Annotated in this window: 18 protein-coding genes; 9 read left to right on the top strand and 9 right to left on the bottom strand. The window is 60.3% G+C overall.

What is annotated here, in order from left to right; all coding sequences use genetic code 11:
- Window positions 1–133, bottom strand: a 133-nt coding sequence (locus tag GSQ83_RS08910) for a helix-turn-helix domain-containing protein (protein WP_158802544.1), incomplete at its 3' end; no start/stop codon positions are given.
- A gap of 317 nt (window positions 134–450) precedes the next feature.
- Here GSQ83_RS08910 and GSQ83_RS08905 point away from each other — a divergent pair.
- Both GSQ83_RS08905 and GSQ83_RS30400 read left to right on the top strand, forming a co-directional pair.
- Window positions 451–696 carry a hypothetical protein gene (locus GSQ83_RS08905; RefSeq protein WP_216850001.1) on the top strand — a complete coding sequence of 82 codons (246 nt, stop codon included), beginning with the start codon at window positions 451–453 and terminating at the stop codon, window positions 694–696.
- Window positions 696–989 (top strand): SMP-30/gluconolactonase/LRE family protein, encoded by a 294-nt coding sequence (locus GSQ83_RS30400; RefSeq protein ID WP_254065574.1) that lies wholly within the window; start codon window positions 696–698, stop codon window positions 987–989. The genes GSQ83_RS08905 and GSQ83_RS30400 overlap by 1 nt, the downstream gene beginning before the upstream one ends.
- Window positions 990–1410: 421 nt before the next feature.
- Here the strand turns inward: GSQ83_RS30400 and GSQ83_RS08895 are convergent, their stop codons facing one another.
- The 5 genes from GSQ83_RS08895 to GSQ83_RS08880 form a co-directional block, all read right to left on the bottom strand.
- The gene (locus GSQ83_RS08895) at window positions 1411–2883 is read right to left on the bottom strand and encodes an amidase (protein WP_158802543.1); all 1473 of its coding nucleotides are present in this window, start codon (window positions 2881–2883) and stop codon (window positions 1411–1413) included.
- Between the two features lie 142 nt (window positions 2884–3025).
- Window positions 3026–3697 (bottom strand): alpha/beta fold hydrolase, encoded by a 672-nt coding sequence (locus GSQ83_RS08890; protein WP_371417984.1) that lies wholly within the window; start codon window positions 3695–3697, stop codon window positions 3026–3028.
- Window positions 3654–3791 (bottom strand): alpha/beta fold hydrolase, encoded by a 138-nt coding sequence (locus GSQ83_RS31155; RefSeq protein ID WP_371417986.1) that lies wholly within the window; start codon window positions 3789–3791, stop codon window positions 3654–3656. The genes GSQ83_RS08890 and GSQ83_RS31155 overlap by 44 nt, the downstream gene beginning before the upstream one ends.
- A gap of 272 nt (window positions 3792–4063) precedes the next feature.
- A complete protein-coding gene (locus GSQ83_RS08885; protein ID WP_158802542.1) occupies window positions 4064–4453 on the bottom strand; it encodes a nuclear transport factor 2 family protein in 390 nt (129 codons plus the stop codon).
- A gap of 96 nt (window positions 4454–4549) precedes the next feature.
- Window positions 4550–5413, bottom strand: coding sequence for an alpha/beta fold hydrolase (locus tag GSQ83_RS08880; RefSeq protein WP_158802541.1), 864 nt, complete (start codon window positions 5411–5413; stop codon window positions 4550–4552).
- A 217-nt stretch (window positions 5414–5630) separates the two neighbouring features.
- On the opposite strand from GSQ83_RS08880, the gene GSQ83_RS31150 reads away from it, so the two are divergent.
- The 6 genes from GSQ83_RS31150 to GSQ83_RS08860 all read left to right on the top strand — a co-directional run bounded on the left by GSQ83_RS31150 (window position 5631) and on the right by GSQ83_RS08860 (window position 9424).
- Window positions 5631–5804 carry a LysR family transcriptional regulator gene (locus GSQ83_RS31150; RefSeq protein ID WP_216849999.1) on the top strand — a complete coding sequence of 58 codons (174 nt, stop codon included), beginning with the start codon at window positions 5631–5633 and terminating at the stop codon, window positions 5802–5804.
- The gene (locus GSQ83_RS29820; protein ID WP_216849998.1) at window positions 5774–6238 is read left to right on the top strand and encodes a LysR substrate-binding domain-containing protein; all 465 of its coding nucleotides are present in this window, start codon (window positions 5774–5776) and stop codon (window positions 6236–6238) included. The genes GSQ83_RS31150 and GSQ83_RS29820 overlap by 31 nt, the downstream gene beginning before the upstream one ends.
- Window positions 6239–6289: 51 nt before the next feature.
- On the top strand, window positions 6290–6505 hold the full coding sequence (locus GSQ83_RS29815) for a hypothetical protein (protein ID WP_216849997.1): 216 nt from the start codon (window positions 6290–6292) through the stop codon (window positions 6503–6505).
- A 175-nt stretch (window positions 6506–6680) separates the two neighbouring features.
- A complete protein-coding gene (locus GSQ83_RS08870) occupies window positions 6681–7235 on the top strand; it encodes a carboxymuconolactone decarboxylase family protein (RefSeq protein ID WP_158802540.1) in 555 nt (184 codons plus the stop codon).
- A gap of 198 nt (window positions 7236–7433) precedes the next feature.
- Entirely contained in the window at window positions 7434–8036 is a 603-nt protein-coding gene (locus GSQ83_RS08865) for a DJ-1/PfpI family protein (protein ID WP_158802539.1), read from the top strand.
- A gap of 188 nt (window positions 8037–8224) precedes the next feature.
- Entirely contained in the window at window positions 8225–9424 is a 1200-nt protein-coding gene (locus GSQ83_RS08860; RefSeq protein ID WP_158802538.1) for a CynX/NimT family MFS transporter, read from the top strand.
- Between the two features lie 133 nt (window positions 9425–9557).
- On the opposite strand, the gene GSQ83_RS08855 is transcribed toward GSQ83_RS08860, so the two are convergent.
- On the bottom strand, window positions 9558–10445 hold the full coding sequence (locus GSQ83_RS08855; protein WP_256367218.1) for a LysR family transcriptional regulator: 888 nt from the start codon (window positions 10443–10445) through the stop codon (window positions 9558–9560).
- 149 nt (window positions 10446–10594) lie between these two features.
- On the opposite strand from GSQ83_RS08855, the gene GSQ83_RS08850 reads away from it, so the two are divergent.
- Entirely contained in the window at window positions 10595–11518 is a 924-nt protein-coding gene (locus GSQ83_RS08850) for an alpha/beta fold hydrolase (RefSeq protein WP_158802536.1), read from the top strand.
- Window positions 11519–11811: 293 nt separating this feature from the next.
- Here GSQ83_RS08850 and GSQ83_RS31145 read toward each other — a convergent pair whose 3' ends face one another.
- The gene (locus GSQ83_RS31145; protein WP_371417985.1) at window positions 11812–12156 is read right to left on the bottom strand and encodes a TetR family transcriptional regulator C-terminal domain-containing protein; all 345 of its coding nucleotides are present in this window, start codon (window positions 12154–12156) and stop codon (window positions 11812–11814) included.
- Between the two features lie 398 nt (window positions 12157–12554).
- On the bottom strand, window positions 12555–13323 hold a 769-nt coding region (locus tag GSQ83_RS08845; protein ID WP_216849994.1), incomplete at its 5' end, for a glycosyltransferase family 2 protein.

The raw sequence follows: 13323 nt of genomic DNA, 5'->3' as shown, positions 1-13323 counted from the left end.
AGAGACTAGCGGCTGTGATCCCAGTTCTTTCAATCAGGTCTTTGACAGAGGTCGCCTCAAAGCCGCGATTCCAAAAACACTGAATCGCAGCGTCAATAACAACCTCTTCGTCAAATTCTCTCGGGCGTGCCATCCTGTCCTCCGCGCAGCTACTCGGCTGGCATACTGTCAATCTGGCGCACTGGGTCATTCTAGAGCTCTCAAACCAGAATAACACGCCGGGGCGTTCGCAATTCAAGTCCATAACGTCTCGGCCTGCGCGTCAGGGAGGCCTCAGAACACTCCTGCCCATCGGCTACGCGGCAACAGCTTCAACGTTACATTTTCCGTCGCCAACATGATCGCGGGGGTGGTTTGCCGGTTACGCGTGGGTGATCGGCGATGACAAGTAACCAATCAGGTGCGACCTCGAAGACCCGGCCATGAGTGAGGTGCGCCCCATAATTTGCGATGTCGAACACTCGGATGTGCTGCACTGGGTCAGGCGCCAATTGCAACCCGCTTTTCGAGGCGATGGACGGCACAGGCATCGAACAGGGCGCGGGCGAATTCTCGCTCGGTGAAGATCAGGGCTGCGTCGCGAATGCGCAGGGCCGCAAGGGCCATCGCTCGGGCACGATCGGCGATCAGCCCGCTGTTTTGATGACGGTGCAACTCCATGTGCCGCCCGTCTTGACGCCCTGTCACTTCGCGTGATGGACGGCATCGCGATTATCGATCCGAGCTTCAGGGCGCTTGTTCTCCCCAATGTGCCGCTAGAGACGCTCGGCGAAGGTTTCGGTTGGCTGGAGGGCCCGGTCTGGTTCGCTGATCTAGACTGCCTTCTGGTGAGTGACCTGCCGCATGACCGCATATTGCGCTGGACGACATCGAGCGGCATCTCCATCTTCCGCCAGCCGAGCAACTTCGCTAACGGCCATACACGCGATCGCGAGGGGCGGCTCATCGGCTGCTCCCATTGCGGGCGCTGCATCACGCGGACAGAATAGGACGGTCGAGTCACCGTGCTCGCGGACAGCTTCCAAGGGAAACACCTAATTTCGCCGAATGACGTGGTCTGCAAATCCGACGGCACAATTCAGGCATGGAACGCTCAAGAGGAGCATTCATCAGGCCGTGACAAGGCTTTATTAGCTCGTGTCGCCTAGCGACGGCCGTTGATGGGAGACAGCCGTTGAGGAGCGCAGGCGCTTTTAAGGCCGCGCCGCTGCCCTCAGCGGCTCAATGTCCATTTGTGTATCCCGATATCAAGAAAGCGGACAAGCCCGAAACGACCCAACCAAGTGATTAGGAGCATAGGTCGGCCATCTTGTAAGCGGTCACTCGATAAAGATAGCCGACCGCGGCTTTGCGTCAGCTCCAGCCGCAGCGCGGCCCTCAGGAGCCTCCGAACCGGACGAACGAATCCAACTAGCGTAGGTTGCCCAGATTTGGAGTGCACCGGAGCTGGCTTTCTTGCTCAAAATCATAGGCGTAAGCCAGAATCTCTGCTTCTGTGAATTTAGCTCGACCAACGAAATCCACGGCTATAGGCCGTCCGTCGGGAAGAACGCCTCCGGGCACGGTGATTGCAGGTAGACCCATTTCATTGACTTGAGTGCCGACGACCTGATCGCCGAGGTAGTCGAGCGAATTGCCGTCTAGGTTAGGTAGCGGATTGACCGACCGAGGCAGGAACAGGGCGTCAATTCCTCTTGCGGAGAGAATCGCCTCGTATTTTCGACACAGCGCTTCGGCCGTGTCGATGACCGCTTTGAGCCGCGGATCGTCACTTCCCACGTTACGCGCTGGGTGTGCAAGCAGGCTGTGCAGGGGCGCGGTTGTTCCCAGCCCGATTTCGAAGCCCGCTTGCTTTGCAAATTCGACCCGCGATGCCGGGTTAGCGCCGCCAAGACCGGCCAGGAAGGCGTCAACCCCGGCGAGGTAACTGTTGCAGGACGAGAAGAACGTCCGGGCATTCCAAACGGTCGTCCAGTCCGTATCAACGAAGACGACGTGTGCGGTGCGGGCGCCCAGCGATTCGATGATCTCCACCATCTTTTGGTAATGGCTTGCGACGAGCGGGTGAAGTTCGCCCGCCCATTGACCTGGTTCGAACAGTCCGATGACCTTGCCTTGAAGCGCGCCACGCCGGAGCTTCGCTTGATAGCCTTGGCCCGTTGGTGTCGCGGCAAGAACGTCCAGCGTCGCGGCCACGTCCTCGACCGTTTTGGCAATCGGGCCGGCTACGTCGTGATGGCTTGCGAGTCCCGGAAAAATGCCATCAACCGGCAGGAGACCGAAGCTCGGCTTGAGTCCGACGAGACTTTGCGCGGAGGCCGGGAAGAGGATCGATCCCGCCGTGTCCGTGCCCAAACTTACCGCTCCGAAGCCGGCTGTGACCGCGGTCGCGCTGCCGGTACTCGACGCACCGGGCGCAAAGGTGGCGTCAAAGGGATTGAGAGTGTCGCCGTTATGGCTGGAGTCGGCCCGTAGACCATCAAGCCCAAAATCGGGCAGATTGCTTTTTCCCATAATGATGGCGCCAGCCTCCTTCAGCCGCGCGACCACCGTTGCATCTTTCTGCGGATCTAGATCGACGCCGTTCAAGGCGCCTGCGACCGGGTCGACCACGCGGTCATCGGCCGCGAATCCTGCATAGCCTGCGGTGGTGCGATAACCCGCCTGATTCATGTTGTCCTTAATGATGACGGGAACGCCGTGCAGTGGGCCGAGCGGCCTGCCGGCTGCAATTTCGTTATCTGCCCGCTCGGCGTCTTCCAGCATGCGGTCATTGATGGTGATAAAGGTATTAAGGCGAGGCTCCAGCATACGAATGCGCTCGAGGCAGGCGCGCACAACGTCAGTCGGCCGATAGTCGCCGCGATCGTAGGCAGCGCGCATCTCCGCTGCCGTTAGGTTGGACGGGTCTAGCCCGCTCAGCGAGGCTTCGGGCGAGAGAGTGGGCAAGCGAAGATGGCGCATCCTGGTTACTCCGTTTCATAATTTCGTTCAGGCAAAGGATCGACTGCATCCCCTCGTTTCGTTACAAATCCTGTCTCGCCAGGAATGCTAAGATGAGAGCCGCGGTCTCGTCGTTCTTTTCGTCCAGGGCAAAATGGCCGGCGTCCAGTAAATGGATTTCCGCGTCAGGAAGATCGCGCTTGTAAGCCTCCGCACCGGCCGCGATGAAGGATGGATCGTTCCGCCCCCATGTTACCAAAGTGGGCGGTTTGTGTTCATGGAGCCACGCTTGCCACCTCGGATAGTCGGCGACGTTCGTTTGATCGTCGAGTAGGTCTGCCTGGATTTCTCGTTGCCCAGGCTTCCAAAGATGGGCGTATTCGTCGGTCCAGCAATCTGGGCTATAGCGCTCGGGATGCGAGGTTCCGGCGGTATGGCGCTGTTCGGTGGCGGTCCATGAAGCGAAAGCGTTGAACACCTCGGGATGTGCGCTTCGATCGGACCAATATTTTGCAATGGTCGCCCATTTGGTACCTAACCCTTCCTTGTAGACATTGGCGTTCTGGATGATGAGCGCCTGCACCCGCTCTGGGTGCTTGAGGATGAGACGGAATCCGATCGGGCCGCCGTAGTCGTGGAGGAAGAAAACGCATTTGGTGATATGGAGCTGTTCGAGAAGACGGTCGGTCGTCCCTGCCAAATGGTCGAATTTAGACGGAGGGTGATGGAGCGTCGCTTTGACCGAAGCCGGCAAGATCCGGAGCTACGAGATGATAGCGTGTGGCCAGCAAAGGAACTAGCGTGTCGAATTCGCGGGACGAAGACGGAAAGCCGTGCAGAAGTGCGATCGTTGGTGCATCCTTCGAACCAGCTTCTCGATAAAAGATGCCTAACCCGTTGACTTGTATCCGATGATAAGTGGTGCTGGCCGTGGTCGAGAAACCGATTGGGCCCGTGCCACTCCCGAGCCAGCAAACGCTGAGAGCCCGGCAACTGCAGCGCCAAGAAGACAGTGTTTCAAAATTGGCAGTGGGCTCGTGGCGCGGTGCTTCAGTCGCATTGCAGTGTGATATGAGTTGAACCGGTTAGGCGCACACGGGAGCGGCCCGATTTGCAGCGGTTACGGATGCCGGGCCTCCGCCACCGCTAAGGTGTCGATGTATTGACGGAAACGGGTGATCTTCCCGTCCTCAACCGTCCAGACATGGGCGTAGCGAGCCGTGACTGATTTGCCGGTTGAGCCATGCACGCCGGTAAACTCGCCTAGCGAGACCACGCTACTTCGTTCGGTGATAAATTCGGTGGGAACAAGCGCGAAGCTCGACCACTCCGCCATCAGAGGCTGGAACAGGCCTTCAGCGACGCGCTCGGGACCGCGCCCATCGACCTGGTAGTGCCACATGGTGATCCACTCGATGTCTGGCGCCATCAGTCCAAGGGCTCCAGCGGCGTCGCCGACGCTCAGCTTCTCGTAGAAGCTCCGGATGATGTCGGTCGGGTTGACGATCATGATCTGTCTCCGTCGGGAATGTTCGATCGCGGCGAATACTTGGTGTTTCAGTGTCGCGCCGGAAGCGGACGTCAGCGCCGGGTGAGCACGTTAAGGTCAGCCGATGTGCTTGGCCAAGAATTCGCGCATCGCTGCGCCGATCTCGCGGGCGTGGGTTTCCAGCGCGAAGTGACCGCTGTCGACGAAGCGTACGTCCGCCTCCGGGACGTCCCGCTTGAAAGCTTCGGCGCCCGGCGGGATGAAGAACGGATCGTTCTTGCCCCACACAGCCAGGACCGGCGGCCGATGGTCGCGCAAATAGGCCTGGATGTCTCCATACATCGCCACGTTGGTCTTATAGTCGCCCAGCAGATCGAGCTGGATCTCGTCGTTCCCCGGGCGCGCCAGATAGAAGTCGTCGAGATTGCGGCCGTCCGGCGACACCAGATTCGGGTCGGTCACGCCGTGGGTGTATTGGAAGAGCGTAGTCTGTGGGGCGAGGAAACCCCGCAGGGCGTCGCGGTTCGTCTGTGTCGGTTCGTTCCAGTAGGCTTGCACCGGCGCAAAGGCCTCGGAAACGCCCTCAAGGTAGGCGTTGCCGTTCTGGGTGACGATGGCTGTGATGCGCTCGGGATGTTTGACCGCCAGGCGAAAGCCAACCGGAGCGCCGTAGTCGAAGATGTAGAGAGCGAACTTCTCAAGGCCGAGCACCTCGGTGAAGCGGCCGATCACCTTGGCGATGTTCTCGAAGGTATATGAGAAGACCTCGCGGATGGGCTGTTCGGTTATACCAAAGCCGGGGAGGTCCGGCGCCACGACATGGTAGTGATCGGCCAGTTCCGGGATGAGGTCGCGGAACATGTGGCTGGCGCTGGGAAAGCCGTGCAGCAACAGGACTGTCGGGGCGCTGAGTTCGCCGGCCGAGCGGTAGAATATCTTGAGGCCATCGACGTCGACGGTGTTGAAGCGAATGGTCATCATTGAATCCCTTGGATTTCGCGGCATTCCTCGCCGCAATTGATAATGAGGTTGTCCACGCTCTCGGACCTGCTGGGCAGCGCCTGAGTTCGGGAAGCAGTCTTCCATTGAGCGGTAGGCACGCCCGCGCTGCCCGATTGGGTTGCTGCCGCGTCGGGCCTTTGCGCCGAGGCAAGAAGACCGCCATTGTGCGACCAAGCTTCCATGGTGTGGAAGAGCGATGGACCGACTGGAGGCGATGTCGATCGTGCTACTCACGGTCGAAAAGGGCAGCATGACCGCAGCGGCGAAGGCTATGAACATGCCCTTGCCGACCTTCAGCCGTAAGCTCAGCGAACTTGAGAGCCATCTCGGACTAAGATATTGCAGCGCTCGTCGCGCAAGCTTACCCTGACCGATGCGGGTCGAGACTATGTCGACGGCATCAAGCGCATCATGGAGGAGCTCGACCAGGTCGAGCGGGCGGCGGCCGGCGAATACATGCGGCCACGAGGCGAGCTGGTGCTGACCGCGCCCTTGCTCTTTGGGCAGATGTATATGCTGCCGCTGGTCACTGATTTTCTCAATGCCTTTCCGGTGATCAATGTCCGGCTTGTGCTTTCAGACCGAAACCTGCACTTCCATGACGACCATGTGGACATGGCGGTCCGACTGGGGGCGTTGCCCAACAGCAGCACGATAGCGAAGCGCGTCGGTCCAATGGACACTGTCGTCTGCGGCTCGCCGGATCTGATCACGTTGCGTGGCGCGCCGGAGCACCCCCGAGACCTCGAGCGGCTCCCATGCGTTATTTTTGCGGTGCCATCGTCCGCTGTCTGGACGTTCTGAGATCCGGAGAATCAGCGTGACTTTCAGGTCAACGTCGTGCCCCGATTATCCGTGACGTCACCGGAAGGCACAGTACAGGCGGCCTCTCGGAGCACTGGCTTCAGCCGTCCTTATCGCTGCCACTGCAATGATGCCCTGCGTGCTGGGACGCTCGTCAACGGTCTGCAGGCCTTCGATGTTGAGCCTATCCCGGTCCACCTCGTGCATGCCGCCCGTGGGCAGCCTCCGCTCAAGATGCGCGTTTTCCTCGCCTTCGCGGCTACCTAGTTGCGATCCACTCTCTCGAAGCTCACGTAGCAGGAGCGTTGATCCCCTACGCGGCGGGCTGAGCCCTTCCACGTGATGGAAGCTATACTCTCAATATCAACGGATTATGCGCGGCCGCCGAATGGCGCATTGATTCCTTACCGAAGCCAAGGCGGGTGGAAGTAAGGAATCTACAGTGGCTCGCATTGCTATCCCGACTAAACAACAAGCCCCAGTAAAATCACAACCGATACTTGAGAATTATGAAAAAGTTCTCGGCACTATCCCGAATTTCTACGCGATGATCTCCCGGTCGCCCGACGCCCTCGAGGCGATCGCCGACGTGAATCCCACGCTCGGCAAGAGCCTCGGCTACAAGACTCGTGAGCGTGTCCATATGATGACGGCCGAGGTGAACGGCTGCAGCTACTGCCTGACTGCCCACAATTACCTCGGCGCCAAGCTGATGGGCCTGAAAGCGGAAGATCTGGAGCCGAACCGCTCAGGCCACTCTAGCGAGCCAAAGGCCGTCGCTGCCCTGACCTTCGCCTACAAGGTCGTCAAGTCGCGCGGCCACATCGACTACACAGATTTCACTGCTGCCCGCACCGCCGGCTTTCCCGACGCCGAGGTTGTCGACATCGTCGCCGAGACGGCCTTCAGCTTCCTCACCAACCTCTTCAACAACACCTTCGAAACCGAACGGGACTCTCTGTTTCAGCCGGCCCTGACCGTTCGGTCGGCCGCTTGATCCGACACTGGAGCCGGACGCGAGGGCTCGTCCGGCTCCAGTGTCGGACCGCTCGTGATTTTCCCCGGGAACGGACGAGCGGACCATTCCGCGCCACGGCGTCTTCGCCGCCGTCGAGGGCTCAACCGGCTCAAAACTTTTACGATCCTACGCGCCGTCGATCGACACGGCTTCGCAGAGAGAGAGAGAGAGACGCCAATGACCGTTGTTGTGATCCCCATCTACGATGAAGTCACCCAGCTCGACTTCACGGCGCTGCCCCGATTTTTGACGATGATCTCCGGCATCGAGGTGACCGTCGCCTCCATCGGCGGGGCCTCTGTGAGCTCCACCGGCCTCCTGTTTGATAAGCTGGCCGATTTGGAGGCGATCGAGCGCTGCGACGTTCTTTGCGTCCCTGGTGGCTTGGGTTGCGTCGCCGCGATGGAGAACGAACGCTTCATGGCTGCCGTGCGCAGTTTGGCCAATACGGCTACCTACCCGACTTCCGTCTGCTCGGGATCCTTGATCCTCGGCGCCGCGGGCCTTCTGAAGGGTCGATGCGTCGCCATCCACTGGGCTTGGCGGGATCTTCTGCGGACCTTTGGCGCCATTCCGAATTCCTCACGGGTCGTGCGCGATGGGAACATCATCACCGGCGGTGGCGTCACTGCCGGCGCGGACTTCGCGCTCACGCTGATCTCCGAACTTCGTGGCGAAGACGCAGCGCAATGCGTTCAATTGGCGTTTGAATACTTCGCGGCACCGCCGTTCGACGCGGGCAATGCGGATACTGCGCCGACCACATCCGCTACATGGTGATGAGTCAGCTCGGCGGGTTCATGAGCGACGCGCGCCAGCGGATCGAAGCGATCGCGAATCGCAGGATCCTTAGCTAGGGACGACACATCTGTAGCGCGAACCCTCTCGCCCTTTTTTGGCGAAGTTATCCAGCCGGCCAAGTCGGCGATTACCTCAGCTGACGACGAGCGTCTACGAAGGAGTCGAAGATGACTGCGCAAGAGATTTCGAATAACGCGAGCGCCAGCCGTTCGTTCCCAGGCTTGTCTCTGGGGGCAGGGCTCATCTGTATTGTGCTGATCGGGATCGATCTTCGACCCGCACTTGTCTCCATCGGGCCGCTCATCACGGCGGTTCAGGCGGCTTTCGGTCTGAGCCATACCGAGGCCGCCCTCCTCATCACCATTCCTAACGTCATGATGGGCCTCCTCGCGGTGCCGGCGCCCGGGTTGGCGCGCCGCTACGGCCGCGACCGGGTGATTCTCGCCGCCCTTGCCCTCCTGTTGGTGGCGACCTTGGTCCGGGCCCTCTCGAACACGGCACCCCTCCTCTACCTGTCAACTGCCGCCGTTGGCGGCGGCATCGCCATCGCTGGGGCGTTGGTAGGCGGTTTCATCAAGGCGAACTTTTCAAACCGCGCCCCGCTCCTGGTCAGCATCTACGGGGCGGCGCTGGGTCTCGGGGCAACGCTCTCGGCGGCGGTCACCGGGCCTATGGCCGCGCACCACGGCTGGCGCGTGGCCGCTGGCTTCTGGGCGGTCCCCGGCCTGGCGGCCCTCGCAGCGTGGCTATTCGTGGAGTCCAGCCGGGGTGCTGGCCCGGTCGTCGCCGGCCGCCGCTATCAGCTTCCCTTCAAGGATGGGAAGGCTTGGCTCATTGGCCTCTTCTTCGCTGCCGACAACTTCCTCTTCTATGCCCTGGTTTCGTGGATCGTGCCCATGATGCGTGAGCATCAGGTCTCGGAAGCGACTGCCGGCTTAGTTCTCGCGAGTTTCACTATTGGCCTCTCCGTTGGGATGATCTTCGCAGGAGCCATCAGCTTCAAGAGCGACCGGCGTATCACTCTTGCGGGCTTCTCGCTGCTCACCTTTCTCGGCCTAGTAGCCATCGCCTGGTCGCCGACGCTGGCGCCCTTCGTGTTCATGCCGATGATTTCCTTCGGCATTGGCGGCGGCTTCGCACTTGGCATGACGCTGCCTCTCGACAACACCCGCGATCCCGACGAAGCGAACACCTGGAGCGCCTTCGCCATCCTGATCGCCTACCTGATCGCGGCAACGGGTCCGCTCCTGGTGGGCGCATTGCGCGACATCACTCACAGCTTCGACCTGCCATTCAGGTTGCTAACGCTGGTGGGCTTGATGATGGTTGCGCTGACGCCGTTCCTGACGCCAAAGCTGAGGCCCTAGGCCTAACCGCATCAGACAAAATTTTTCCTCGGCACCGCTTATTCTCGGTCGAGAACGCTCCCGACGCCTGTGGCGGCGGATGACGACGATCGCTTCTCCCACATCCTCTCTCGTGGGGGCGGAGCAAATCCCACTACAGGGCCGTCGCTATCAGTCGATCGCGAAGACGTGGAACGACAAAATCGACGAAGGCCCGGAGCTTGAGCGGTAGCCGGTTCTGCTTGTCGTAAATCAGATGTACGGGCCTCGGTGCCGGCTCGAAGGGCTCGAGCACGAGTTGCAAGACCCCCCCTCTCACAAAGTCGGCCACCTGATAGGACATAGCTCGAATGATGCCGGCGCCAGCCAGCCCGGCATCGATTGCCGCGTCGATGGTACTGACGCTAAGGCGCGACCGGAACGAGACAGCTACCTCGTTCCCCTCCGACCAGTACCGCCAAGTGCTCTGCGCGGATACGCTATCGAACGATATCACTTCGTGCGAGGCTAGGTCCTCTGGGGCCGTCGGCGGCGTCCGGGCGACGAGGTAGGCCGGACTTGCACAAGTTACGCGGCGGATCGTGCCCAAGCGCGTCGCAATCAAGCTGCTGTCGGGCAGGTCTCCAATGCGAAGTGCCACGTCGACCTGATCATCAAGGAAGTGGGTGATCCGGTCGGTCAGCATTAGCTCAATCGATACTTCGGGGAAGGCAGAGAGAAAGGTCATGACGACCGGCAGGAGGTGCAACCGCCCAAACATCGTGGGCGCAGTGACCACCAGATCGCCCTTCGGCTCTGTATACTCACCGGCAGCGGCGCGTTCAGCCTCATTCAGCTGCTCCAGGATTATCTTAGCAGCAGTGACATAAGAGCGGCCAGCCGCCGTGAGCTCGAGGCCCTTCGAGGAGCGGACCAACAGGTCTGCCTTCAGGTGGCTCTCCAAGTCTGACACCTTGCGGCTTACTGTCGCCAGTGGCAGGCCGAGCTTCCGGCTTGCCTTGGAGAGGCTTCCGCACTCCACCGCCGTGAGCATTACCGACATCGCTTCTAGACGATCCACAGGCCTACCAAATTCTGGAAAGTTACCTTCCGATCTTAGCCACTGATCCGTGCGAAGGAGAAGGGGCAACTAGGATTATCGATCTTTGGCGCGGCTATAAGGTCGCCCTGCCAACAAGTCAGGGATTTCCAATGTCTCCCATCATATTTCAGCGCAAAGCGTCGGTGCGAGGTCGGAAAATTTTCTACCGAGAAGCCGGAGACCCTTCCGCGCCAACGATTCTGCTCTTGCACGGACTGCCGGGGAACAGCGCTGAATATTGCAATTTGATCATAGCGCTTGCCGACAGGTTTCACCTCATCGCACCCGACTACATCGGCTTCGGTGAATCCGAGGCACCGGCACCCCACGCCTTCGACTACACCTTCGAGAACCTAACCGCGTTAGTGGCGGATTTGATAGAGGAGATCGGGCTCAAGTCGTACATGCTCTACATGCACGACTGCGGCGGTCCGGTAGGCTTTCGCCTTTTCGTCAGAGATCCTCTTCGGGTGACGGGCTTCATCATCCAGAATGCGAACGCTTACGCCGAAGGGGTGAGCACCGTCTGTTCTCGAGCGCTAGCACCCCTCTGGCAAAGGCGCACTGCTAAGACGGAGCGCGCGGCTCAGGAATTTGTCAGCCTGATTCACCCCGACGCGCTTGCCATTGAAAAGCCAACTGCCGGTCGTCCCAACGCCGGTCGCTACCCCGCCAAGCTACACGAAGGCCCGCCCGGTTTGATTGATCTTCTCGAGGACTACAGAACCAACGTCGCCCTCTATCCGACCTGGCAGGCCGCTTTCCGCGAGCACGCGCCACCGACCCTGATCATCTGGGGCAAGCGCGACCCGGTCTTTATTCCCCCAGGTGCTCGCGCCTATCTTGAAGACCTTCCGGACGCGAAGTTGGTCTGGCTCGATGCCGGACATTCGGTTCTTAGGCAAAACTGGCCGCAGGTTGCCGCACAGATAAAGGCCGCCTTCCTTTTCCGCGTCGTGGCGCCGCTGCCGGCGGCGGTAACTGCCCGACAGTGCACAACACCTCGGCAGGTTCTCACTGGCGAATCCACCTAGCTGAACAAGTAATCATGTGGGAACCCGGGGCGACGCCGCGCCCATGCGCTACTTCGCCGCAAAGATCTTCGTTGGTTTCGCCGGTAGGGAGGTGCCCCGTATTCGGGGCGCGGCCCAGGTAGCCGTTGCCACAAACGCACAATAGCTAAAACTCGCGAGGTGCTCCGGAGGTAGCCGTAAAGCTGTCGCAGCGCAAACATCTACGTGCCAGCTCGCAAATTGCGATGGCTCCGCGTAGCTGACGGCCGCCACAAGTTTTACGAGCTTGGGAATCGCCTCGATCCGTTTCCAAATTAATTCACAACCGTCGCGTCTGCCCTAATGGATTTTCCCGGTGACCGAGCAAGACTAGCGCTGTGCAAAGGATACCCTCCATGAGGGCACGCTCTGGACGCACGCGTGCTAGGACACGTATGTTCATCAGCAAGCAGCACGCCAAGGAAATGCTGGGCAACAGCCTCCGCGGGGGTCGAACAAGTGATGGTGCCATCCGCCTGACCATTCTGCACACAGACCAAAAAGAATGCCTCGATGCGTTTCAGAACGCGTGCGATTGATTTCCGGAACTCAGGATCGTGAGGGGCCATCTCCAGGGCTGAGTTCACCAAAAAGCAGCCCTTGTGTTCTCTGTCGTTCAGCGACCGGCGCAGAATTCATCAAAACACGTGGTAATCGCTGCGCGAGGGGGAAGATCTTCGCAGCGCTCTATTCGTGCCCCGATGCTGCTCTCAAAATAACGGTCAAGCGCTGCCCGGTAGATCGATCGCTCGTTACCACACGCGTTGTATAGACTAGCGGCTGCTAGCCCAGTTCTTCCTACCAGATCCTTTTGAGGTGTTGGCATTAATACCACCTAGCCAAAGCGAGTGACGGCGATCAACAGGTCACATTGATTTGGGTTTCCCCGAGCTTCCGAAAATACAAGCTTCGGATGGCCGCACAAGCAAGCGCCGTCTCGACTGGGCTCTCGACAGGTGAAATCCATCGGATGTGTTGGGCGAACGCCCCGTACGTCGCTCCCCCTCCGCGGGCTCACCTAAGAACGTGCCATTGCGACACGAAAGAAGGTGGCGGCGATGCGGCCTCCGGCCCTCATCGTGCCGCGAAGTGAACCGGCGACCTTGGACTCGCCGGCTGTCCGACACCGATAAGGCAGCGGCACTTCAAGGATGCGCAAGCCAGACCGCGCCGCTCGCATTTGCATTTCAAGGTTCCAGCCATAGGTCATCTCGCGCAAGTCAAGCCGCTCGAGCACCGAGCGCTCGATCGCGCGGAACGCACACATGTCACTGTAGCGGGCATGATATAGCATACCCATCCCGAGACCCGCGACACGACCAGCAAGGACCTGATGCCACAGCATGGCGCCTGGCTCACGAACGCCGCGCGTGCGGGAGGCGAGCACGAAATCATGCGAACCCCTCAACACCGGACCTGCAATGAGGCCGATGAGGTCGGCACGGTCGGCACCATCCCCGTCAAGAAAGACGATGACGGTGCATGATGGATCAGCGCTTTCGGCCGCCATCGCGCAGGCGCGGCCGTATCCTCGGCCGGCATCGATCACCCGCGCTCCGGCCGCGATTGCCGCCTGCTGTGTCCCGTCGGTGCTGCCGCTGTCCGCCACGATGATATCGCGGGAGAATTCACGCGGGATCTCCCGAATGACGCCAGCGATCGCTCCGGCCTCGTTTAGAGTGGGAATAACGACGGCTACAGGCTCCATCGCATTCCGCAATTCTGGCAAGGCGCGGGTGGCGCATCGGACAGCAGCGAGCCGCGGAAGTCGCTGTAAGCCGGGCTGC

The organism is Acidisoma sp. L85, from assembly GCF_009765865.1.
Lineage (GTDB): Bacteria > Pseudomonadota > Alphaproteobacteria > Acetobacterales > Acetobacteraceae > Acidisoma.
Note: the sequence above shows the minus strand (reverse complement) of the source record. Positions and strands in the feature narration are given on the sequence as shown.

What these genes read in the sequence shown, in the direction of transcription:
- GSQ83_RS08885 (WP_158802542.1), bottom strand. Translation starts at nt 4,453, where the DNA reads ATGATCGTCAACCCGACCGACATCATCCGGAGCTTCTACGAGAAGCTG.
- GSQ83_RS08860 (WP_158802538.1), top strand. Translation starts at nt 8,225, where the DNA reads ATGACTGCGCAAGAGATTTCGAATAACGCGAGCGCCAGCCGTTCGTTC.
- GSQ83_RS08895 (WP_158802543.1), bottom strand. Translation starts at nt 2,883, where the DNA reads ATGCGCGCTGCCTACGATCGCGGCGACTATCGGCCGACTGACGTTGTG.
- GSQ83_RS08855 (WP_256367218.1), bottom strand. Translation starts at nt 10,445, where the DNA reads ATGTCGGTAATGCTCACGGCGGTGGAGTGCGGAAGCCTCTCCAAGGCA.
- GSQ83_RS30400 (WP_254065574.1), top strand. Translation starts at nt 696, where the DNA reads ATGGACGGCATCGCGATTATCGATCCGAGCTTCAGGGCGCTTGTTCTC.
- GSQ83_RS08905 (WP_216850001.1), top strand. Translation starts at nt 451, where the DNA reads ATGTCGAACACTCGGATGTGCTGCACTGGGTCAGGCGCCAATTGCAAC.
- GSQ83_RS08850 (WP_158802536.1), top strand. Translation starts at nt 10,595, where the DNA reads ATGTCTCCCATCATATTTCAGCGCAAAGCGTCGGTGCGAGGTCGGAAA.
- GSQ83_RS08865 (WP_158802539.1), top strand. Translation starts at nt 7,434, where the DNA reads ATGACCGTTGTTGTGATCCCCATCTACGATGAAGTCACCCAGCTCGAC.
- GSQ83_RS31150 (WP_216849999.1), top strand. Translation starts at nt 5,631, where the DNA reads ATGGACCGACTGGAGGCGATGTCGATCGTGCTACTCACGGTCGAAAAG.
- GSQ83_RS08880 (WP_158802541.1), bottom strand. Translation starts at nt 5,413, where the DNA reads ATGATGACCATTCGCTTCAACACCGTCGACGTCGATGGCCTCAAGATA.